A 22,266-nucleotide genomic window follows, 5' to 3' on the forward strand; every position below is an offset into this window, starting at 1 on the left:
GGAGGCACTGTGTGCGCTGCGCATGGCGGATGTCACCCCGTCGAAGGCATGGCCTTCGGCGGGGTGACATCCGCTTCGATCAGGCAGCCGTGGTCACCGGATGCCGCTCCACAATTGCCGTCGCTGTGCATGCGGATCCGTCTGCACGGCGGAGACGGTATCGAAGCGCATAGTTGCTCGGTCACGAACGGTGTAAGGCGCCCAGCCGGGATCACCGTGTGTCGCGAATGCGATCCACGCGGCGTGCATGGTGTCGGCCAAATCCTGCGGCGGGCGTGCTCCCACCACGTTCTCGAACCCCTCGAGGCCGAGGTTGTCGAAGACGAACGGGATCTCGGCGGTATGGCAAGCGCCCAGTCGGCCATCGAAGGTCGGTGGTTGCCAAGCGAATTCGTAGGCGTAGGTGCGTCCCCGGCCGTTGTCGGCATGTGCCTCTGCCAGCCGGATGGCGGGTATCCGGTAGAACCAGTCGGTGCCGACGGCCGCGAGTAGGTCTCCGGGACCTGCATTCGGATCGGCTTCTCGGTAAACCGGCAGTGCGACATCGGGGTCGAGCCCGTACGCGGCAACCGCGCCATGCGTCAGCTCGGCTGTGACCGCGTCGATCGCGCCGACCGGAACCAGGAAGTAGCGGAACTCCTCGGTGTTGCATCCGATCAGCACGTCGACGTCGCCGCCCGCGCCGTCCGCTATCGCTTCGGGCGGCGTTACCGGGAGCACTTCGCCGTCCACCACGGGCTCGAACGGCATGAGGTTTCGCGTCACCTCACCCCACCGTTGCGGATTCGGGTCGGCTGACACCGCGGCCCGCAACTGTTGCTGGGCGGCCAGCACCCGGTCCGCGGGCACAGCGGCGAGGGCTTCCTGGGTTGGCGAAATCCCCAGCAGGGAAGCCAGTTCTTCCGAGATCCGCTCGGCGGTCTCGGGCCGTATCGTGTGGTGGGCCGCGCCACTCTGCAGGATTGCGCGCTGGAACAAGCCTTCGGCTGGTGGGGAGGCGAGTAGCGCTCCGATGCTCATGGCGCCGGCGGATTCGCCGAATACCGTCACAGCCGTGGGGTCGCCGCCGAACGCTGCGATATTGTCGCGAACCCAGCGCAACGCCGCGATCTGGTCGCGCAGGCCGAGATTCGTGACCTGCCCGCGTAGCTGTCCGAACCCGTCGACGCCGAGCCGGTAGTTGATGGTCACCAGCACGACACCGTCGCGGGCGAATGCGGTGCCGTCGTAGGCGGTGGTCGAACCGGAGCCGTTGGTGAACGCACCACCGTGGATCCATACCATCACCGGCGCCGTGCCGTTCGGATCCGGTGTCCACACATTGAGGTTCAGGTAGTCCTCGCCCGGGATGAACACTTCGGAAATCAGCGCATCATAGGGAGGTGCATAGGGGGAGGCCGGTGCGGTGGGTCCGTACTCGCTCGCGTCTCGCACTCCGTCCCACCTGGGACATAGCTGGGGTGGAGCGAACCGGCGTGCACCGACCGGTGCAGCTGCGTAGGGAATTCCCTTGAAGGAGACCACACCCGTGGTCGGATCCGTCCGGCCGCGTACCGCTCCGTCGGTGGTGGTGACGACAGCACTCTGCGCGGCGCGTGTCATCGCACTGCTCCTTCGTCCGCTCCGGCGATGCGCAGGGCGTAACGCACATAATTGTCGGCCACCTCGTCCGGGGTGAACGGCTCGTCCGGCCCGAACCACTGAGCTACCTGCATGGCCATCCCGCCGATGGCTATCGCACCCAGTTGGAGGTTCTCGATTCGGAAGACGCCTTCGGCGACGCCGATTTCGAGCGCATCGACCAGCAGTCGGCTGCACGATGACCGCAATTCCAAAGCGGGCGCGGCCACTTCCTCCGGTAGCGCGTGTAGCTCTGAGTTCGTCACCACGGCCAGCAGGGGGAAATCGGTGTGCAGCAGCACATGCGCGCGTACCAGCGCCGACAGCTGGGCCACCGCTGTGGGCTCGGCGGCAGCGAGTGCGTTCGTCAGCCGTGCGTGCAGCTCGCGGTGCCCGATCAGCACCAACTCCGCCAGGATCTGTTCCTTGGATCGGTAGTGCGCGTACAGGCTCGCCGAGGTGATCCCGACCTGGTTGGCGATCTTGCGGATGGATACCGCGCTGTATCCGGATTCGGCGAAGAGTGCCAGCGCGGCTCGAAGTATCGTCCCCCGCGTTCCGGCAGACGCGACGCCCTCGGGTAGTTCCACGGGCACTGATGCCACCCGCCGCGGTTTCCACACTGACATATCCACCTCGGACTCCTTCGTTCTGCTCCGACCGGTTGCCTACCGATCGATCGGTTGACATCGTACGCGAGATGGATCGATAGTTAGGCGATTCTCAGCGACAACCGATCGATCGGCAGGGAGATTAAGTGACGAATCTGGCAACCACGCTGACGGACTCGGCCCGACGGCATCCAGACCGGATCGCGGTGATCTGCGGCGAGCAGCAACTCACCTACGCCGAATTGGAGACAGCCAGCGCCGCACTGGCGCTCGAACTGCGCGAGCGCGGGGTTCGGTCGGGCGAGCGCGTCGCGATGATGGTGCCGAATGTTCCGATGTTCGCGATCGCCTATTACGCGATCCTGCGATCCGGCGCGATCGTGGTACCGATGAATCCGCTGCTCAAACCCCGCGAAGTCGCCCACCAACTCGCCGACAGCACCGCAGCGCTGTTGCTCGCCTGGCACGACGCCGCCGAATCGATCCCCGGTGCGGCACTCGCTGACGTCGAATGCCTGACGGTGCATCCGGATTCATTCGTGAACCGGTCGCCGGTGCAGGAGCATCAGTGCGCCGTTGCGCTCCGAGATCCGTCGGACACCGCGGTCATCCTCTACACCTCGGGCACCACCGGCAAGCCGAAAGGCGCTGAGCTCTCCCATCGCAACCTCATGCGCAATCAAGAGGTCACGAGTACCAGCCTGCTGCAGCTGACCGAGGACGATGTCGTGTTCGGAGGCTTGCCGTTGTTCCACGCGTTCGGGCAGACCGTAACCCTGACCTCGGCCATCGCTCACGGCGCATGCCTCACTCTTCTGCCCCGTTTCGACGCCACCGATGCACTGCAGGTCCTGACCCGGGACCGCGTCACCGTCTTCGCCGCCGTGCCGACCATGTACGCCGCGCTGCTCGCGCATCCCGATCGTGGCGACTACGACCTGAGCGCGCTACGGGTCTGCGTGTCCGGCGGCGCGGCGCTGCCGGTGGAGACACTGCACGCCTTCGAGGAGCAGTTCGACACGGTGATCCTCGAAGGCTGGGGGCTGTCGGAGACCTCGCCGGTGGCGTGCTTCAGCCATCCGGATGCGCTGCGCAAAGCAGGCAGTATCGGTACGCCGATCGCCGGCATCAGCATGTGTGTGCTCGGCGACGACGGGCGTGAACTGGGCGTTGGGGAGGTCGGAGAAATCGCGGTGCACGGCCACAACGTGATGAAGGGCTACTGGCGTCAGCCCGCCGCCACCGCAGCAGTGCTCTCGGACGGCTGGTTCCGGACAGGCGACCTCGGCCGGGTCGACTCCGACGGCTATTACTGGATCATGGACCGGAAGAAGGACCTGATCATCCGCGGCGGATTCAACATCTATCCACGCGAAATCGAAGAAGTCCTCTACGAACACCCCGACGTCGAAATGGCTGCCGTCATGGGCATTCCCGCACACGCCCTGGGCGAAGAGGTCGGTGCTGCCGTCGTACTTCGGCCCGGCTCGCGAACTACGCCCGAGGAACTGCGGACCTTCGTCCGCGAGCGCGTCGCCCCCTACAAGTATCCGCGCCACATCTGGCTGGTCGATGAACTGTCCAAGGGCGCCACCGGGAAGATTCTCAAACGCGCGATCGTCATTCCCGACAGCGTCGTCGCTGCTGTCTCGGCGTGAAATCACCCTCGCCGGCGGGCGAATGACAACTGAGGGTGGTCGGTCAGGCGGGGATGGGTCGCAGCGTGCGGCTGCTGGTCATGTGCCGCCATGTCGCGAGCGCGGCCATCCGCACCGGTGCGACGAGTGCCGAGCTGTTCATGCCCTTGGTCGGTCCGCACACCGAGATCGCACCGACCGCGTTCTTACCGTCTCCGATAGCTGCTGCGACACAGGAGACTCCGATGGTCGTCTCGTCGCGATCGTGCGCGATGCTCTGCTCCCGGATGCGGGCGAGTTCGATCCGCAGGCGCGCCGGATCGCTGATCGAGTTCTGTGTGGGCCCCGAAATCGACTCGGGAAGAATGGTTTCGGCATCCACGCGCGAGTTCGCGAGCAGTGCCTTGCCGATCGCGGTGCGGTACGCGGGCTGGCGTCCGCCGACGCGGGAGGGGACCGAGAGCGTGAATCGCCCGCCGATCTTCTCGAGGTAGAGCGCGTCGGATCCGTCGAGTACCGCGAGGTGGACGACGAGGCCGGTGGCGTTGTGCAGTTCGTGCAGCACGGGCAGTGCTGCCTGGTGTACGCGGTCGTGGTGCTGTGCCAGCGAGCCGAGTTCGAGCATCTTCATGCCGAGTTCGTATGCATGCCCGTGGCGACGGATCCACCCGATCCGAACGAGCTGGAGGAGCATGCGATGTGTCGAGGACCTGGGGAACCCGGTGCGACGCGACAGCTCCGAGAGCGTCAGTCGTTCCGCTTCCCTGAACGCGTCCAGTAGGAACGCGACGCGGTCGATGACTGCGATCGGGGAGCTTGCATCTGCCGTCGTCATGACCCTTCGAACCTCCATTGATGCGTCGTTCCGATCTGATTGAGCAAGCGTTCAATTAAGTGGTGAGACTGTATCAGCGTGCGCCGCGTCGCTCCAGCGCCGGCGAGAACTCGTTTCGGAGGGGGTGACGGCTGGGCCGGACGGTCGCGGGCCCTCGGGGTGTCGGCCGGGTTCGGGATCGGTGCGGTGAACGTTTCCCGGGCGAGTCTGCGCGGATCCGCGACTAGCGAACCGAGTCCGTGTGGTGCGCGTTACCTGGCGTCAGTCGTGGATTCGTGCAAGCGGATTCGGCCCAGCGGAACACGCCTGCAGGATTCCCGAAAAACACTTGCGGGCAGGAAGTTTCCGGTCGGGTGGCGGCGCGCGGCATCGATCGGCGCCCGGCGAGGTGGGGGTGCGTCTTTCGATTCGGAACACTTTTCCGCTCACCGGGAAACGATGGAGGTGAGTCGCGTCTCACCTCCTAACGTGCTTGCGGTCACTGTTGGGCACACGACTGGAATGTAGGTAGGAAATGTCAGTCACCGTCTCAAAGGGCGACGAAGCCCCCGTGCGGGGTGCCGGTGATCCCGGCGGCTCGACCGGGTACTGGATCCGCGTTCTGCTGATCCTCGTCCTGCTTACCGAGCAGGCGGCACTGGCCTTCGCCCTCTTCACCCCCGCACTGCCGAAGATTGCCGTGAAGTACTCGACGACGCAGGTCGTCTGGGTCATGACTGCACTCGTTCTCGCCGCCGCTATCGCGTCCCCGATCCTGGGCAAGCTGGCCGACGTCTACGGCAAGAAGCGCATTCTCGTGGTGACCGCGGCGATCGCGAGCCTCGGTGCGCTCATCTCGGCCATCGCGCCGACCTTCCCGATCCTGCTGGTCGGCCGCTTCCTGTCCGGTGTCGGCTTCGCCTTCACCGCGCTCGGCTACTCGCTGATCCGTGACATCTTCCCGGCCCGCCTGCAGGCGATGTCCATCAGCATCGCGAACACCGGCGTCGGTGTCGTCACCGTCGTCGCCCCGCTGATCTCGGGCTTCATGCTCGATCGCACCGACGTGTCCTCGGTCTTCTGGTTCTCCTTCGCTCTGTGCGCCGTCGGCGGCCTCCTGACTCTGTTCTTCGTCCCGGAAACTCCGCTGCGCGCAAAGGTTTCGGTCGACTGGCTCGGCGCGTTCCTGCTGACGGTCGCCCTGTTCACCGTCATGCTGGCGCTGTCGCTGGGTGCCGGCTGGGGCTGGCTGAGCGGCAAGACGCTCGGCACGCTTGCCGTCACCGTCATCTTCGCGGTCGCATGGGTGGTCTGGGAGCGTCGCTGCCCCGAGCCGCTCATCAGCATCGATGTTCTGGCCAGCCGCAAGGTCGGCATCACGCTGCTCGCGGGTGGTATCGCCTACGGCGCAACGACGCTCACAGCGACGCTGATCCCGATGCTGCTGCAGACGCCCAAGGAGGCGGCGGACTACGGATTCGGTCTGTCGGTCACCGACATGGCGCTGTGGATGCTGCCCGGTGGCATCCTGATCGTCCTCGGCGGCGTGTTCGTCGGCGCCACCTCGAAGCGAATCGGCTTCCGTCAGCACCTCATCGGCGGATCGGTTCTCATCGCCCTGGGCGCGGCCCTGCTCGCCACCACCCCGGACCAGGCCTGGCAGGTCGTGTTCGGCTACGGCCTGATCGGCTTCGGCTCGATGATCTACGCCGCCATCCCGAATCTGGTGATGATGGCCCTGCCGGCCGACCAGCGCGCGATCGGTGCCAACTTCACCGGACTGTCCCAGTCGATGTTCGGCGGAATGCTGTCGTCGGTGGGCTTCGCCCTGCTGGCCCAGCATGTGATCACCGTCGGTCCCGCCGGCCCGGTGTACAGCTCGGACGGCTTCTTCGTCGGCTTCATGGTCGCCGCCGGCGCGGCCCTGCTCGGTGCAATTCTGGCCTTCGGCATCACCGTCGGACGGCGCGGCCAGGACCTGTAGTCCCACACGCTTGGACGGCTCGGGGCCTGGACCGCAACTGCGGTCCAGGCCCCGAGCCGATTCTCGTGCTGCGACGGTCAGGCCACCACCGAGCGCTGTGGCACGCCGGTGTATTCGCTGAGCGGTCGGATCAGGGCGTTGGACTCGCCCTGCTCGATGATGTGCGCGGTCCATCCGGTGATGCGGCTCATCACGAAGACGGGGGTGAAGACCTCGATGTCGAAGCCCATCAGGTAGTAGGCGGGCCCGGTGGGGAAGTCGAGATTGGGCTCGAGTCCGGTGGCCTCGTTCATGGTGCGCTCGAGGATCTCGTACATCTGGACCCACTTCTCGCCATCGGTCTTCGTGGCGACATCGAAGAATGCCTGACGCATCGTCGGGACGCGCGAGTCGCCGTTCTTGTAGACGCGGTGCCCGAAGCCCATGACCTTTTCCTTGCGGGCCAGCTTGTCCCTCATCCAGGCCTCGGCGCGCTCGGGCTCACCGATCTCGATCATGTCGTGCATGACCGCCTCGTTGGCACCGCCGTGCAGCGGGCCCTTGAGGGTGCCGATCGCGGCGGTGACGGCGCTGTAGATGTCCGACAGAGTCGAGGTGACCACGCGGGCGGCGAAGGTCGACGCGTTGAAGCTGTGCTCCGCGTACAGGATCAGCGAGACCTCGAACGCCTTCACGATCTCCGGCTCCGGGATCTCACCGAAGCACATGCCCAGGAAGTTCTCGGCGAACCCGAGGTGGCTGTGCGGGGCGATCGGATCCAGGCCGTGCCGGCGACGGTGATCGGCCGCGACGATCGTCGGCAGCACCGCCATCATGCGAAGCGCCTTCTCGCGGTTGGCCTTCGGCGAGTTGTCCCACTCCTGCGGGTCTTCCGCGTCGAGGAAGCTGATCGCCGTGCGGACCACATCCATCGGATGGCAGTTGTCCGGCATCTTCGCCACGAGCGAGAGCAGCGACCGGTCGGCGCGGCGGGCCGCCCGCTCACGCTGGCAGAACAGCTCGAGCTGGGCGTCCGAGGGCAGTTCGCCCTTCCACAGGAGGTACGCGACCTGCTCGAAGCTGCAGTTCGCGGCGAGATCCTGGACCGCGTAACCGCGGTAGGTCAGCGAGTTGGTCTCGGGTACGACCTTGGAGATCGCGGTGGTGTCGACGACGACGCCGGCCAGGCCTTTGCGGATCGTCGGGACTGCATTCGTCATTGGTTCCCTCCGAGCGTGAAGTTGAAGACTCCGGAATCGAACTCGTTGTAGCGCTCGTACTCGAGCAGTTCGTACAGCCGGGAGCGGGTCTGCATCTGCTGCCGTACCCGCCGGCGTCGTGACCACCCCCACTTCAGGCGCTGACCGGTTGAATCTCTGATTCGATATCTGTCAATATTGAAGGATGTCGAATCAAGATCCGGGCGACGCATGCTGTTCGCCGCTCGCGCGCACGCCACTGACCGAGGACCGGGCCGGTGACCTGGCCCGTATGTTCAAGGCGCTCGGTGACCCGGTGCGGCTGCGGTTGCTGAGCCTGGTGGCCAGTCACGCCGGCGGCGAGGCATGCGTGTGCGACATCTCCGATACGTTCGACCTGTCGCAGCCGACCATCTCGCACCATCTCAAGGTGCTGCGCGAGGCGGGGCTGCTCGATTGCGAACGCCGCGGAACGTGGGTGTACTACTGGGTGATTCCCGCTGCGCTGCGGCAGCTGTCGGAGGTACTCGTGGCGCAGGGTGGGCCGTCGCGGGCTTGTGCGGAGGTCACGGCGTGAGCGGGGCTTCCAGCGTCCCGCAGCCCGCCGTGGTCGGCAGGCTCTCGACCCTGGATCGTTTCCTGCCGGTGTGGATCGGCGTCGCGATGGTCGTCGGCCTGCTGCTGGGCCGGATGATCCCCGGGCTCGGCGACGCGCTGAGCGCCGTCGAACTCGACGGGATCTCGCTGCCGATCGCGCTCGGCCTGCTGATCATGATGTACCCGGTGCTCGCGAAGGTGCGCTACGACCGCCTCGACACCGTGACCGGCGACCGCAAGATGCTTATCGGCTCGCTGGTCCTCAACTGGGTCGTCGGGCCGGCGCTGATGTTCGCCCTCGCCTGGCTGCTGCTGCCCGACCTGCCCGAGTACCGGACGGGCCTGATCATCGTCGGACTCGCCCGGTGCATCGCAATGGTCATCATCTGGAACGACCTCGCCTGCGGTGACCGCGAGGCCGCCGCCGTCCTGGTCGCGATCAACTCGGTGTTCCAGGTGCTCATGTTCGCCGTCCTGGGCTGGTTCTACCTCTCGGTCCTGCCCGGCTGGCTGGGACTCGAGCAGACCACGATCGACACCTCGCCGTGGCAGATCGCGAAATCGGTGCTCATCTTCCTCGGCATCCCGCTGCTCGCCGGGTTCCTCACCCGCCACTTCGGGGAGAAGACGAAGGGCCGCGACTGGTACGAGTCGACGTTCCTGCCGAAGATCGGCCCGTGGGCCCTCTACGGTCTGCTGTTCACCATCGTGATCCTGTTCGCGCTGCAGGGCGACCAGATCACCTCCCGGCCCCTGGACGTCGTGCGGATCGCGCTGCCGCTGCTGGCGTACTTCGCGATCATGTGGGGCGGCGGCTACGCCCTCGGTGCCGCGATGGGTCTCGGCTACGAGCGCACCACCACGCTCGCGTTCACCGCTGCCGGCAACAACTTCGAGCTCGCCATCGCCGTGGCCATCGCGACGTACGGGGCGTCGTCCGGTCAGGCGCTGGCCGGTGTCGTGGGGCCTCTGATCGAGGTGCCCGTGCTGGTCGGCCTCGTCTACGTGTCCCTCGCGCTCCGCACACGTTTCGCGGGGCACGTGCCCGCAGCAGCCCGGAAGGAGTCCTGATTCGTGTCCACGACCCCGAGTGTGTTGTTCGTCTGCGTCCACAACGCCGGAAGATCACAGATGGCCGCAGCGTTCCTCGTCTACCTGGCGGGGGACAGGATCGAGGTGCGGTCGGCGGGCTCGGCTCCAGCCGAGTCGGTCAATCCCGCTGCCGTCCAGGCGATGGCCGAGGTCGGCATCGACATCTCGCGGCAGAGCCCGAAGATTCTCACGCCCGACGCCGTCGAGTCCTCCGACGTCGTGATCACGATGGGGTGCGGCGACACCTGCCCGGTGTTCCCCGGTGTCAGCTACCGCGACTGGACGCTCGACGACCCGGCCGGGCAGGGCGTGGACGCGGTGCGTCCGATCCGCGACGAGATTCGGGCCCGGGTCGAGGCGCTGATCGCCGAACTGCTTCCGGAATAGCCCAAGTCGTCCATTGATCCCGGTGCGCAACCAAACCTCTGCTACCTTACCAAGCAAGTGCTTGCTTTGGGAGATCGAGGGGGATGGGATGCTCACGCTTGTCCGTGCAGTCGTGATCGGGTCGGACGCGCGCGTTCGGGTGGCTGAGGGGGCGCGGTCGTGACACTGAAGACGAGGATCACCGAACTGGTCGGCGTCGAGCATCCGGTCGTGCAGACCGGCATGGGGTGGGTGTCCGGATCCCGACTGGTCACCGCGACCGCTCGGGCCGGCGGGCTCGGCATTCTCGCGTCGGCGACGATGACCTACGACGAACTGGCCACGGCGATCCGGGATGTCAAGGCGCGCACCGATGCTCCGTTCGGTGTCAATCTGCGCGCCGACGCCGAGGATGCACAGAAGCGGGTCGACCTGATCATCCGCGAGGGCGTGCGGGTCGCGTCGTTCGCGTTGGCCCCGCGCGAGGAGATGATCGCTCGGTTCAAAGAGGCCGGCGTGGTGGTGATTCCGTCCGTCGGCGCCGCGCGCCACGCCGAGAAGGTGGCGCGTTGGGGTGCAGATGCGGTGATCGTGCAGGGCGGCGAGGGTGGTGGCCACACAGGTGGTGTCGCCACCAGCCTTCTGTTGCCCTCGGTGCTGGATGCCGTGGACATACCGGTGATTGCTTCGGGAGGCTTCTTCGACGGCCGCGGTCTCGCGTCCGCGTTGGCCTGCGGTGCTTCGGGTATCGCGATGGGGACGCGATTCCTGCTGACGAAGGAGAGCACCGTCCCGGAGTCCGTGAAACGGGAGTATCTGGCCCGTGGGCTGAATGACACCGTCGTCACGACGAAGGTCGACGGGATCCCGCACCGGGTGTTGCGCACCGAACTCGTCGATGCACTGGAACGCACCCGGGGCGTCCGCACGTTGGCGCACGCGGCCGTAAACACCGTCAGGTTCCGGAAGCTGACCGGCATCTCGTGGCGATCGATGATCGCCGAAGGCCTCACCATGGTGCGATCCGGTGATCGCACCCTGTCCCAGCTGATGATGTCGGCGAACAGTCCGATGCTGTTGCGGGCAGGACTAGTCGAGGGCAACGCTCGCGCGGGCGTCCTCGCCTCCGGTCAAGTGGTCGGAATGATCGACGATCTTCCGAGTGTGGCCGAGTTGATCGACGAGATCGTGAGCCGAGCCGAGCGATGCCTCGACGAACTCGAGAAGGTCCGCTAGGTCCAGGGAAACCGGCGGTGATGCGATCCGGTCCGATACGTGTTCAGCAACAGGAGGATTCGCCAGCCGGCGCCTCGTCGGCAGAGGTGCCGCAGCACGCCCCGCTGTCAGTGCTGGACGGATGCTGCGGGCTCGAGCCGAAGGTGTCCGAGTCGGCGAGGACCGTGTAGACCTCCCACTTCTCGCCCGCCGGGCCGGTGACCCACACCTTGTCTTGCGTGGCGAAACAGCAGGTGGTGCCGATCTCCTCGTCGGTGAACAGGCCCTCGCCGGTCAGTCGGGCGATCTCCTCGTGAACCTTGGTGCTGGACTCGACCTCGACGCCCAGGTGGTTGAGGGTGCCGCCCTTGCCCGGATTTTCGAGCAGTACCAGCTTGAGAGGGGGTTCGGCGATCGCGAAGTTCGCGTAGCCGGGCTTGACCTTCGCGGGCTCGGTGCCGAACAGCTTGGAGTAGAACGTGATCGCCTCCTGCAGGTCGTCGACGTTGAGAGCGAGCTGGGCGCGTGACATGACAGCCTCCACTTATGCGACATATATCGAATTACCGACTTCGAGAGTGCCCACCTTTTCGACATAAGTCAAGTAAGTGGTTACGATCGTTGTCATGCCCAAGACGCTGCCGATGGTCGATGTCAGTGCCCCGATCTGCTGCGCTCCCGTCTCGGCGGGCCCGATGGGCGACGAGGCGGCGCTGCAACTCGCACTGCGGCTGAAGGCTCTCGCCGACCCGGTCCGGATCAAGCTCATGTCGATCCTGCTCACCGCGGACGGCGGCGAGGTGTGTACGTGCGACCTGGCCACCGGTGTCGGCCTGGCGGAGTCGACCGTCAGTCATCACCTCGGCCAGCTCAAGAAGGCCGGGATGGTCGAGCGCACCCGCCGCGGCATGAATGTCTTCTACCGTGCACAGGCCGAGGCGCTCGACGCGCTGCGAGTGGTGCTGGACCCGAACTGCTGCGTTCGGCCCTGACCGCGGGGTGCGCGCGATCGGGGAGCCTCGGCGCTGCAGCGCGCGTTACAGTGGACCGAGCCGTGTTACCGCGTTTCTCGATCGCGAGGAGTCTGCCGTGGACGTCGGATTTCTGGGCATGGGCACGATGGGGCAACCGATGGCGCGCAATCTCGCCCGCGCCGGACATGCGGTGAAGGTGTGGAATCGCACTCCCGGTAGGGCTGCGGGTGTGGTCGACTACGGAGCCACCGAGGTGTCGGCGGTGTCGGATGCGCTCCACCAGCCGGTGGTGTTCAGCTCACTCGCCGACGACCGGGCGTTCGCGGACGCGGTGCTGTCGGCGCCGTCGCTGCAGGCCGCGCAGCCCGGGTCGGTGCACGTCAACCTGGCGACCGTGAGCCCGGGGATGTCGACGGAGGCGGTATCGGCATTGGGGGAGAGGGGGATCCGCTACGTCGCCGCGCCGGTGTTCGGCCGGGCGGAGGTCGCCGAGGCGGGAGAGCTCACGGTGCTCGCCGCCGGTGATCCCACCGCGGTGGACGAGGTGGCCCCGCTGCTCGCGGTGATCGGGCGTCGGACGTGGCGGATCGGTGACGATCCGAAGCAGGCCAACGTCGTCAAGATCCTCGGAAACTATCTGATCGCCAACGCGATCCAGGCGATGGCCGAGGCGACGACGGTGGCGGAGAAGGTGGGCGGTTCACCCGAGCTGTTGATGGAGGTCATGAACGACAGCCTCTTCCCGGGCGGCGTCTACGGCGGTTACGGGAAGATGATCGCGCAGCGCAACTACGAGCCCGCCGGTTTCCGGCTCACGCTGGGCCTCAAGGATGTTCGACTGGCGCTGTCGGAGGCGCACGATGCCCGGATCGGCCTGCTGTTCGGCAGCGCGCTCGAGAATGTGTTCCTCGACGCGCTCGCGCACGGGCAGGCCGACCAGGACTGGTCCGCGATCACCGAGTCCACCCGGCGCCGGGCCGGTTTGACGAACGACTGAGGCGGTCGCTCAGCCGACGGCCGCGGCCTGCCCGCCCATGCCGACGCCGGCCCCTCGTCGCCGTGGAGCACGAAGTCGATGTCGACTTCCTGCACGTCCGGGCGATGCGCGCGAATCGTGTAGGCGCGCATCCACGGACGGATGTCGTCGGGCATCGCGAGATACGCGCGGTGCCAGGTCATGATGTCGCCGTCCGAGGGTCGCGGCGGCACCTCGGGCTCGCTGTCGGTGCGGGAGAAGAACAACTTGACCTGCTGCTCGGGGGAGACCGAGCTGAAGCGGTGGAGGTCTGTGCCGCCGAAGGTGAGCCTGCCGTAACTGGGTGTCCGGGCGCACCCCCGTCGGATCGGGGGTGCGCCCGGAGCTACCTAGATCGCGGCGCGCACCACGTGCGCCGCCTCGACGAGGTTGCGCAGCGACGCCTCCACCTCGACGGGTCCGCGGGTCTTGAGGCCGCAGTCCGGATTGACCCACAGGCGCTCGGAGGGCACCGCCTTGAGCGCGGCCCGTAGCGATCCGGCGATCTCGTCGACCGACGGGACGCGCGGCGAGTGGATGTCGTAGACCCCTGGCCCGACACCGAGGTCGAAGCCGACCGCGTTGAGGTCGTCGAGCACCTCCATGTGCGAGCGAGCGGCCTCGATCGAGGTGACGTCGGCATCCAGGCCGGCGATCGCCCCGATCACCTCGCCGAACTCGGAGTAGCACAGGTGGGTGTGCACGGACGTCGAGTCCTCGATGCCCGACGTCGCCAGCCGGAACGCCCCGACCGCCCAGTCCAGGTAGGCGGGCTGGTCCACCGCGCGCAGCGGCAGCAGTTCGCGCAGCGCCGGCTCGTCGACCTGGATGACCTGTGCACCCGACTTCTCGAGGTCGACCGTCTCGTCCCGAATCGCGAGCGCGATCTGATCGGCCGATCTCGCAAGCGGCTGGTCGTCGCGCACGAACGACCACGCCAGGATCGTCACCGGGCCGGTGAGCATGCCCTTGACCGGCTTTGCGGTGAGGGACTGTGCGTACGACGTCCAGTCGACGGTCATCGGCCGCGGACGGCGGACGTCGCCGAACAGGATCGGCGGACGCACGCAGCGGCTGCCGTACGACTGCACCCACCCGTTCACGGTCGCGGAGAAGCCGTCGAGCTGTTCGGCGAAGTACTGCACCATGTCGTTGCGCTCGGGCTCGCCGTGCACGAGCACGTCCAGGCCCAGCTTCTCCTGCAACGCAACCACATCGGCGATCTCGGACTGCATCCGCCGCACGTACTCGGCGTCGTCGATCTCGCCCTTGCGCAGCGCCGCGCGGGCGACCCGGATGGCGGTGGTCTGCGGGTACGAGCCGATCGTGGTGGTGGGCAGCGGGGGTAGCGGCAGCATCGCGGACTGGGCCGCACGACGCTCGGCGGCCGGGCTGCGACGACGGTCCGCGTCGGTCAGTGTGGCGAGCCGGTCGCGGATCGCGTCGTCGTGCAGACGCGGGTCGGCGGCGCGGGTGGCCGCCGCTGCGCGGGCGTCGGTCAGCTCGGCGGTGATGGCGTCGCGGCCCGACTGCACGCCGGTAGCCAGTGTGGCGACCTCCTTGATCTTCTCGGCACCGAAGGTCAGCCACGACCGCAGCGCGCGATCCAGGCCGTCCTCGCCGTCGAGGGTGTACGGGACGTGGAGCAGCGAGCACGACGTGGAGACGGCCACCGAACCGGCGCGCTCGCGCAGGGCCTCGAGGGCGTCGAGCGAACCGTCGAGATCATTGCGCCAGATGTTGCGGCCGTCGACCACACCGGCGACGACGTGCTTGCGCTCGAGGCCCGGGGTCGCGATCACGGAATCGAGCGAGCCCGCGACCAGGTCCACGGCCAGCCCCTCGACACCGGTCTCGGCGAGTACCGGCAGCGCCGGACCCAGGTCGCCGAAGTACGACGCCAGCAGGATCGCCGGACGGCGATCGAGCGCCGACAGGCGGTTGTACACCGCGCCGACCGCGGCGATCTCGGCGTCGGTGCGGTCCGCGACCAGGGCCGGCTCGTCGATCTGCACCCACTCGACGCCCGCGTCCTCGAGACGCGCCAGCAGATCGGCGTACAGCGCCACGATCTCGTCGAGGCGATCCAGCGGAGCTCCGCCCTCGAACTTGGACAGCAGCAGGAACGTGACCGGTCCGATCACGACGGGTCGGACCGGAACACCCAGCGCCAGTGCCTCGTTCACCTCGCCGAGCACCTTCGACGGGTCGAGCGTGAAGACGGTGTCCGGGGTGATCTCGGGGACCAGATAGTGGTAGTTGGTGTCGAACCACTTCGTCATCTCGAGCGGCGTCACGGTCGCGTTGCCGCGGGCGGCGGCGAAGTAGCGGTCCAGTGCGTTGTCGATCCCGGCGACCCGCTCCGGCAGCGCGCCGAGCATGACGGCGGTGTCCAGCATCTGGTCGTAGTACGAGAAGACGTTGACCGGCACGGAGTCGATGCCGGCGTCGACCAGTTCGGTCCAGGTCTGCCGGCGCAGATCCTTCGCCACGGTCTCGAGTGCGGCGGCGTCGAGGTTCCCGGCCCAGTAGGACTCGACGGCCTTCTTCAGTTCGCGCCGGGGCCCGATGCGCGGGGAGCCCAGCACGGTTGCGGTGAAAGCGAATGTCACGGTGTTCTCCAGTTGCTCACAGCGTGGATGGCCACCACCGGCAGACGAGAACAGACCGAGCCCCTGGTGTGCGTCCGCCAACGGGGCAGCACGAAGTACCGAGCTGATCTACTCGCCTTTTCCTCGAGGCGGTGGACCGTCGGGCACGGCGTGCCCGACACAGTCGGCAGGTCTTCGGACTCGTGGACACTTCGGACAGCGCCGAAACCTACTGGCCGTCGCTTCCCAGACCTTCTCGGTCCAGTGCATGTGACGGCGGTCGTTCCCACTCACCGCTGCGGGACAGTCCCGGATTCTCACCGGGTTCCCTCTCACCCCCGTGGTCTCGTGACCGCGGATGCTTCGACGCCGGGCGGTGGTCTTCGGGGCTCCTCACGACCGCGCCTGGCGAACCAGCTGCACCGCCCAGCATAAGCCCTCGAAACACACCGATCGGGCGGGCCCGGTGACAGGCCCGCCCGATCGGGGACGGAATGTTCGCTTGTCGCGCCGCCCTACGACTCCGAATCCTCGGTGAGCCAGGCGTCTCCGAAGAGCAGGATGCCGTCGGCGCTGGGCGTGATCCCGTGGACGTTCTTGCTCCACGGGATGAAGTACTTGCCGGCGCCGGTGACGACCATCGGTGCCGTGTCGTTCACGAGGGTCTGGATCTCCTGGACGACCCCGAGCCGGGCCTCGTCCGTCGGGGCGGTCTGCAGCTTGCCGAGCAGCGCGTCCATCTGCGGGTTCTTGTACCCGAGGGCATTCGAGGGTGATTCGCTGAAGAGATTGCCGTACAGACGCACGAACGGCGACTCGTCGAGAACGTTGAACCCCGAGTACGAGACGTCGTAGTCGTACTGCACGAACGTCTTCTTCACGAGATCGTTGATGTTGGTCGCCCAGACGATCTCGACGGTGAATCCGACCGCCTGCAGCATCGACTGGAAGGCCAGGGCGCCGCGCTGGGCCGCCGGATCGTTGAGCCCGACGTAGGTGAGCTTGCCGTCGTATCCGTCGGCCTTGGCCTCCGCGAGGTACTTCTTCGCCGCTTCCGGGTCGTAGGCGGGGCCGGCCACGTCGCCGTGCCACTTGGACCCCGACTGGAACATGTCGCTGCTGGGCAACCCGAAGCCGCCCTCGTAGCGTTCGTTGTAGGACTCGGGGTTGAACGAGGCCACGATCGCCTTGCGAACCCGCTCGTCCGAGCCTGCTCGACCCTCGCGCTGATTGATCAGACCGATGCCACCCATGTTGGCGGTGTAGACGTATCCGGGGTCGCCCGCTTCGAGGGCGCCGTGCACGACGTCGGCCGCTCGCAGGTAGGCCGCCTGGATGCCACCGGTGTGCAGGGCGTCGACCTTGGCCTGCTCATTGACGATGGCGGGGAAGCGCAGCTTGTCCAGGTGCGGCTTGCCGTTCCAGTAGGTCGGGTTCGCGGTCAGGACCAGTTCGTCCTGGGAGGCGAACTTCTCGACTTGGAACGGGCCGGCACCGACCGGAGTGAAGGTGCCGGTCGCCGTCGAGGCCGGCGAAACGATCATGCCGGGCCCGGTGGTGAACATGATCGGGAACTCGTTCCACGCCTGCTTGAGCGTGAACACCACCGTCGCCGGATCGGGCGAGGCGACGTCGGCGACACTCGCCTTCCACACCTGGCTGTGCGTGCCCCTCTTCTCCAGGTAGTGGTTGATGCTCCACTGCACCGCCGCGGCATCGACCGGGGTTCCGTCACTGAACTTCGCGTCGGGCCGGAGCTTCAACGTCCACACCGTGTTGTCGGCGTTCGCGGTCAGCGACTGCGCGAGTTGTGGCTGATACTCCTTGCTTTCGGAGTCGTAGCGCATCAACAGGTCGTAGATCGCCGCCATCTCGCTGCCACCGGTGGCGCCGCCGTCCTGGCGGTCGGCCGGATCGAGACTGCTCACACCGTTGTAGGTGGCGTACGAGACCGTGCCGCCGGACTGCGGATCGCCGCCGTCCGGCTGCTCTCCCACGATCCCGGTCCTCACGTCGGAGGCGTCGGTCGACGAACCTGACTCGCCGGCACACCCGGCCAGTAGCACGGTGGCGGTGGCGAGTGCCGTGAACATCGTTCCGGCGCGGGCGAGAGACGATCGTTTCATTCGAACCTTCTTCCGTTTCGAAGCTGAGAGGACCGGGGACCGTGAGCGTGCTACGGCGCCATGGTCTGGGCGGTGAGGAATCCGGACGGGTCGTGGCGGCCGGCGACACCGTGCTCGAACATGCCCCAACCCACGTCGCCGTTGCAGGTGGCGCGGGCGATGTGTTCGACGGTGCCGTGCGGAATCCGGGGCGCGAGTGCGGGATCGGTCAGGTCGTACAGCGAGGAGGAGCTCCAGCTGCGGCCCTTCCACTGCCCGTGATTCCACTCGGGATCACTGCCGTACCCGGAGCCGATCTGCAGGACGACGAATCCGAGCGGGTCGATGTCGACCACGAGGGGATCGCCGGTCGGCGTGGTGAGATGAATGCGAATCGATTCGGGGGTGCGGGTTCCGCTGCGGTAGGTGATCTCGAATCGCGGCCAGCCCAACTGCTCGATTCGACCGTCGGGGAAGATTCTGGTGGCGTGGTTGAGCGTCCGGTGTCCGTCCGGTCCCTCCTGCGCGATGATCATCAGCGCGTAGTCGTCGAATCGCAACGGAACGTACGCCCACCAGAATCCACCGACCGGCTCGTCGGCCATTCGGCCGAGCGGTTCGCGTTCGCCCACCGGCCGGATGCCCCAGGAGCGGTCGCGGGTGCCCGTCCACACCGAGGGATCCACGGTGAGGTCCGTGCCGTCCACGCTGATGGTGCCGGCCCAGCTTCCGACCTGAGCGAAGCGGCTGGCGTCGAGCGACGGCCGGTTGCCCGCCATGAGCTCGTGATGCTCCTCGAGCACCGCGGGGAAGGCGCCCTCCCAGACGAGGTCGGCCGACAGATTCGCGTGGTCACAGATCAGGCGGACGGTCTGCAGGGGTTTGACGACCTCGAGGCGGTACCCGCCGACCTCGGCTTCGATCGAGCGGGCGTCCAGCGCGTCGGAGAACCGGACCGACCTCTGGGTGTCACCGCGGCGGACGGTGACGAACGCGTCGCGGACACCCAGATTGGGGTACACGCCGAAGCCGGACACGAGGAAGATGTCTCCGGTGCGGTCGTGACCGTTGAAGTAGAAGCGGTCGTAGAAGTTCCGGTCGCTGCTGGCGACCCGCGCCATGGACAGCGGCGACTGATGGATGGGGTATTCGTCGAGCGGATCGGGGTTCACATTGTCTCCCAAGAGTATTCGTTTTCGATCAACCGTCGGAGCATTCGATGGTGCAGGACGTATTCGTCGGGGTCGTCGGGCGCAGGGCTGTCGCCGAAGTGGATGGACCGCCGTTTGATCCGGGACATGATGATGCCGTGGCGGATCGCCGCGTACCCGAGGTAGAAGTCGAGGTCGCGTAGCTCGACTCCGGTCGTATTCTCGTAGTGGGCAACCACGTCCGCGCGTTGCAGGAAGCCCGGTAGCCCCGGCCGGCCGAACTGCTCGGCCATGTCCTGGTACATCCGGTGGAAGAAGACGAACCAGCCGACGTCCAGTTCGCGTGGGGCCAGCGTGGCCAGTTCCCAGTCGAGGACAGCCGCGGGTGCGAAGTCGCGGTACATGATGTTCCCGATCCGGGAGTCGCCCCAGCACAGCACCGGCTCGGACGGACTGCTGGGCCAGTTCTCCTCCAGCCAGTCGAAACCTCTCTCCAACAGCGGGATACGCAGTCCGTCGTCCTGCCGCGTCCATTCGTAGTACGCGCGTTCGCCGTCGACGTGCCGACGCAGCGCGTCGTCGGCTGTACCGACACCGAGTTCCGGCAGCAGGGAACGGGGATCGGGAATGGAATGAATGCCGGCCAGTACGTCGACCGAGCCGTGCTGCACGACGTCCAACTGCGCCGTCGTGGCCTCGTGCAGCCAACCGCCGAAGACGTACGGCGGGTTGTCGACCGGGACCACGCCGTCGACGCGATCCATCACCACGAACGGCCGCCCCAGGACGGCGGGCGACGATTCGATCCATCTGACCCGTGGCACGGGCACCGTGCTGTGGTCCGCGACGGTCCGCATCACCGCGGCCTGACGCTCGAGGTCGTAGCCGGGAAACACCGGAAGTGCCGTGGGCTCCGGCGCCAGTCGCGCGACGAGATCGGCGCGCTGACGCGATCCGTCCAGGTCCCACTCGACGGTGAACAGCACGGAGATGCTGGACATCCCGGACTCGGATGGCTTTCTCAGGTCGGAGATCCGCGCGGTCGGGGTTGCGAGCCGGTCCCGGATCCAGCCTTCGAGGCTGCGCTGCAGGCCGGTGACGTCGGTAGCGGTGGTGGTGACGGTCGTGTTCACTCCGCGTGGCGGAGCCGGATGGGTGGTCATCGCTTCCCTTCTGTCCGGGTCACTGCGCGGCGCTCGTGGCGGGTGCGACGAGGGTTCGGAACACGAGGGACCCGTAGCCGCCGTCGACCGGGAGGTCGACACCACTGATCCAGGAGGCCTCGTCGGACGCGAGATAGACGATGGCGTCGGCGATCTCCTCCGGGGCCGCGTGCCTGCCGGCCCAGGCCGCCGCGCCGTTGATGACCGCCTCGCCCATCGTCGCGGTGAACTCCGGCAGCAGTGGCGTTCCCACCGTGCCGGGGGAGACGGTGTTGGAGCGCAGGCCGAGGGTCTTGTAGTCCACCGCCAGGTTGCCCGAGTTCACGATGGCCGCTTCCTTGGACAGCGAGTAGCAGAGTTGGTCGATGCCGGGCAGATCGGCGAGCGAGTCCAGGGCCTCGTCCCAGTCGTCGATCGCGAGGAATGAGTTGGCACGTGCGAAGTTCCGCTGCCACTGGAAGCCGGCCTGCGATGCGGTGGTGACCACGACGGGCCGCGGACCGAATTTGGGGAGCAACAGGCGGGTCAGGTCACGAGGTGCGAGCGCGTTGACGGACAGCACCGTCCGCCACGGCTGGGTCGCCGCGACGCCGGCGTTGTTGACCAGGACATCGATCGGCCCGTCGATGGCGTCGGCGACAGCGCGCACGCCGTCGGAGGTGGAGAGGTCGCCGACGACGGTGCGGGCCACGAGCGGCCCGGAATCGGCGGCGGCGCGGTCGACACCGATCACGACAGCGCCGAGTTCGGTCAGTGCGGCGGCCGTCGCCGCCCCGATGCCCGACGCGTGGCCGGTGACGACGACGGTCTTGCCGTTGAGACTGTGCACGTTGGGTCTCCTTGCCGATTCAGTGGGCGACCGGGCAGGAGCCGTAGTCGACGGGCAGTGCCTTGATGCTGTTGAGCCACCCCGAGTGCATTCGCACCGGAGGGCCGAGAACGCTGATGTCGGGAAGGTGGTCGGCGATCGCGTTGAACATGAGATCGACCTCCAGGCGGGCGAGGTTGGCTCCGACGCAGTAGTGCACACCGGTGCCGCCGAAGGACAGGTGCGGGTTCGGGGAACGCGTGATGTCGAATCGCCGGGGATCGTCGAAGACCTGCTCGTCGTAGTTCGCGGATGCGTACAGCATCACGACGCGGTCGCCCTTGCGGATGTGCTGACCACCGAGTTCGGTATCGCAGGTCGCCGTCCGCTGGAACGACAGCACCGGGCTCGCCCAGCGGATGATCTCGTCGACTGCCGTCGCGGGTCGCTCGCGTTTGTACAGTTCCCACTGCTCGGGGTTGTCGACGAACGCCATCACCCCCTGGGTGATCGAGTTCCGCGTGGTCTCGCTGCCGGCCACGATGAGCAGGATCACGAAGTGCGCGAACTCCTCCGGTGTGAGGGAGCCGTCCGAGATCTGCGCCTGGACCAGTTTGGTGACGATGTCGTCGGCGGGCCGCGCGCGCCGATCGGTGGCCATGGCGTGGGCGTATTCCATGACCTCCCGCACCGCGACGAGGGGGTCGTCCATGACGTCGGGATCGTCGCGGCTCGTCATCGTGTTGGACCAGTCGAAGATCTTGCGGCGGTCCTCTTGCGGAATACCGAGGAGGTCGGCGATCGCCTGAAGCGGTAGTTCACACGCGGCCTGCTCGACGAAGTTGCCGCGGCCGAGAGTCGCTGCCGTACGGGCGATGTCCTCGGCCCTGACGCGCAGGGTGTCGCGGAGGCCGTTGATGGCGCGCGGTGTGAACCCGCGAGTGATGATGCGGCGAAGTGTCGCGTGTTCCGGCCCGTCCTTGTTCAACAGGGTCAACCGGCCGGCCTCGACCTGGGCCCGGGGGCAGTCGTCCTCGTTGCGCACCAATGCGGTGTTCTCCCACGAGGAGAACACCCCGTCGGAGCGGGACACCTCCTGGACGAGGTCGTGGGTGGACACCACCCAGAATCCGTCGTCCTGGTAGCCGGCGGCGCCGCGGCGCTGGGGATTCCACCACACCGGCGCCGACCGGCGAAGTTCGGCGAAGAGGTCGTGCGGTATCCCGTCCTCGAATGTCGACGGATGGGTGAAGTCGATTCCTTCGGGAAGATCTATTGGTGCTCGAAGATCCATTTGCTGATCCTTCAGGGTCGTCGGAGAAGGTGCCGTGGAGTTTGAGAACAA

At 66.9% G+C, this 22,266-nt stretch carries 19 protein-coding genes, 2 pseudogenes and 1 riboswitch; of the genes and pseudogenes, 8 read left to right on the top strand and 13 right to left on the bottom strand.

Annotated features, from left to right (window positions below; genetic code table 11):
- Window positions 1–93: 93 nt before the first annotated feature.
- Window positions 94–1,602: a carboxylesterase/lipase family protein gene (locus J2X34_RS13220; RefSeq protein ID WP_174908398.1), complete on the bottom strand. Its 1,509-nt coding sequence runs from the start codon at window positions 1,600–1,602 to the stop codon at window positions 94–96.
- Entirely contained in the window at window positions 1,599–2,225 is a 627-nt protein-coding gene (locus tag J2X34_RS13225) for a TetR/AcrR family transcriptional regulator (protein ID WP_429517682.1), read from the bottom strand. The genes J2X34_RS13220 and J2X34_RS13225 overlap by 4 nt, the downstream gene beginning before the upstream one ends.
- 152 nt (window positions 2,226–2,377) lie before the next feature.
- On the opposite strand from J2X34_RS13225, the gene J2X34_RS13230 reads away from it, so the two are divergent.
- Entirely contained in the window at window positions 2,378–3,889 is a 1,512-nt protein-coding gene (locus tag J2X34_RS13230; RefSeq protein ID WP_429517684.1) for a long-chain-fatty-acid--CoA ligase, read from the top strand.
- 43 nt (window positions 3,890–3,932) lie between these two features.
- Here J2X34_RS13230 and J2X34_RS13235 read toward each other — a convergent pair whose 3' ends face one another.
- Entirely contained in the window at window positions 3,933–4,703 is a 771-nt protein-coding gene (locus J2X34_RS13235) for an IclR family transcriptional regulator (RefSeq protein ID WP_114720897.1), read from the bottom strand.
- Between the two features lie 514 nt (window positions 4,704–5,217).
- On the opposite strand from J2X34_RS13235, the gene J2X34_RS13240 reads away from it, so the two are divergent.
- Window positions 5,218–6,666, top strand: coding sequence for an MFS transporter (locus J2X34_RS13240; RefSeq protein ID WP_429517686.1), 1,449 nt, complete (start codon window positions 5,218–5,220; stop codon window positions 6,664–6,666).
- A gap of 77 nt (window positions 6,667–6,743) precedes the next feature.
- Here the strand turns inward: J2X34_RS13240 and J2X34_RS13245 are convergent, their stop codons facing one another.
- The gene (locus J2X34_RS13245; protein WP_429517688.1) at window positions 6,744–7,865 is read right to left on the bottom strand and encodes a bifunctional 2-methylcitrate synthase/citrate synthase; all 1,122 of its coding nucleotides are present in this window, start codon (window positions 7,863–7,865) and stop codon (window positions 6,744–6,746) included.
- Window positions 7,862–7,963, bottom strand: a pseudogene (locus J2X34_RS13250) (methylisocitrate lyase); the annotation flags it as partial. The pseudogene J2X34_RS13250 and the gene J2X34_RS13245, both read right to left, overlap by 4 nt.
- Before the next feature lie 86 nt (window positions 7,964–8,049).
- On the opposite strand from J2X34_RS13250, the gene J2X34_RS13255 reads away from it, so the two are divergent.
- The 4 genes from J2X34_RS13255 (at window position 8,050) to J2X34_RS13270 (ending at window position 11,135) form a co-directional block, all read left to right on the top strand.
- Complete coding sequence (locus tag J2X34_RS13255) at window positions 8,050–8,421, top strand: ArsR/SmtB family transcription factor (protein WP_114720905.1); 372 nt, start codon at window positions 8,050–8,052, stop codon at window positions 8,419–8,421.
- On the top strand, window positions 8,418–9,512 hold the full coding sequence (gene arsB / locus J2X34_RS13260) for an ACR3 family arsenite efflux transporter (protein WP_429517691.1): 1,095 nt from the start codon (window positions 8,418–8,420) through the stop codon (window positions 9,510–9,512). Before J2X34_RS13255 ends, arsB begins: the two co-directional genes overlap by 4 nt.
- 3 nt (window positions 9,513–9,515) lie before the next feature.
- Window positions 9,516–9,920 carry an arsenate reductase ArsC gene (locus tag J2X34_RS13265; RefSeq protein WP_429517693.1) on the top strand — a complete coding sequence of 135 codons (405 nt, stop codon included), beginning with the start codon at window positions 9,516–9,518 and terminating at the stop codon, window positions 9,918–9,920.
- Between the two features lie 159 nt (window positions 9,921–10,079).
- Window positions 10,080–11,135, top strand: a complete 1,056-nt coding sequence (locus J2X34_RS13270; protein WP_220181897.1) for an NAD(P)H-dependent flavin oxidoreductase — start codon at window positions 10,080–10,082, stop codon at window positions 11,133–11,135.
- A 43-nt stretch (window positions 11,136–11,178) separates the two neighbouring features.
- Here the strand turns inward: J2X34_RS13270 and J2X34_RS13275 are convergent, their stop codons facing one another.
- Window positions 11,179–11,646: an ArsI/CadI family heavy metal resistance metalloenzyme gene (locus tag J2X34_RS13275; protein WP_429517695.1), complete on the bottom strand. Its 468-nt coding sequence runs from the start codon at window positions 11,644–11,646 to the stop codon at window positions 11,179–11,181.
- A 94-nt stretch (window positions 11,647–11,740) separates the two neighbouring features.
- Between J2X34_RS13275 and J2X34_RS13280 the strand changes: the two genes are divergently transcribed.
- Window positions 11,741–12,106 carry an Rv2640c family ArsR-like transcriptional regulator gene (locus J2X34_RS13280; RefSeq protein ID WP_114720912.1) on the top strand — a complete coding sequence of 122 codons (366 nt, stop codon included), beginning with the start codon at window positions 11,741–11,743 and terminating at the stop codon, window positions 12,104–12,106.
- Window positions 12,027–13,085, top strand: coding sequence for an NAD(P)-dependent oxidoreductase (locus J2X34_RS13285; protein WP_429517697.1), 1,059 nt, complete (start codon window positions 12,027–12,029; stop codon window positions 13,083–13,085). The genes J2X34_RS13280 and J2X34_RS13285 overlap by 80 nt, the downstream gene beginning before the upstream one ends.
- A gap of 32 nt (window positions 13,086–13,117) precedes the next feature.
- Here J2X34_RS13285 and J2X34_RS13290 read toward each other — a convergent pair.
- From J2X34_RS13290 to J2X34_RS13320, 7 genes and pseudogenes are all read right to left on the bottom strand, one after another.
- A pseudogene (locus J2X34_RS13290) lies at window positions 13,118–13,432 on the bottom strand (siderophore-interacting protein); the annotation flags it as partial.
- Window positions 13,433–13,453: 21 nt separating this feature from the next.
- Window positions 13,454–15,715, bottom strand: coding sequence for a 5-methyltetrahydropteroyltriglutamate--homocysteine S-methyltransferase (gene metE / locus J2X34_RS13295; RefSeq protein ID WP_429517699.1), 2,262 nt, complete (start codon window positions 15,713–15,715; stop codon window positions 13,454–13,456).
- A 164-nt stretch (window positions 15,716–15,879) separates the two neighbouring features.
- A riboswitch (cobalamin riboswitch) is annotated at window positions 15,880–16,049 on the bottom strand.
- Window positions 16,050–16,209: 160 nt separating this feature from the next.
- Window positions 16,210–17,820, bottom strand: a complete 1,611-nt coding sequence (locus tag J2X34_RS13300; RefSeq protein ID WP_429517701.1) for an ABC transporter substrate-binding protein — start codon at window positions 17,818–17,820, stop codon at window positions 16,210–16,212.
- A gap of 50 nt (window positions 17,821–17,870) precedes the next feature.
- Window positions 17,871–18,971 carry a DUF7064 domain-containing protein gene (locus tag J2X34_RS13305; RefSeq protein ID WP_429517703.1) on the bottom strand — a complete coding sequence of 367 codons (1,101 nt, stop codon included), beginning with the start codon at window positions 18,969–18,971 and terminating at the stop codon, window positions 17,871–17,873.
- A complete protein-coding gene (locus J2X34_RS13310; protein ID WP_114720923.1) occupies window positions 18,968–20,113 on the bottom strand; it encodes a phosphotransferase family protein in 1,146 nt (381 codons plus the stop codon). The genes J2X34_RS13305 and J2X34_RS13310 overlap by 4 nt, the downstream gene beginning before the upstream one ends.
- 19 nt (window positions 20,114–20,132) lie before the next feature.
- Complete coding sequence (locus J2X34_RS13315) at window positions 20,133–20,942, bottom strand: SDR family oxidoreductase (RefSeq protein ID WP_114720926.1); 810 nt, start codon at window positions 20,940–20,942, stop codon at window positions 20,133–20,135.
- A 19-nt stretch (window positions 20,943–20,961) separates the two neighbouring features.
- Window positions 20,962–22,215: a cytochrome P450 gene (locus tag J2X34_RS13320; RefSeq protein WP_429517706.1), complete on the bottom strand. Its 1,254-nt coding sequence runs from the start codon at window positions 22,213–22,215 to the stop codon at window positions 20,962–20,964.
- Between the last annotated feature and the right edge of the window lie 51 nt (window positions 22,216–22,266).

Origin of the sequence: Rhodococcus sp. BE178, from assembly GCF_050433545.1 — a bacterium.
Lineage (GTDB): Bacteria > Actinomycetota > Actinomycetes > Mycobacteriales > Mycobacteriaceae > Prescottella.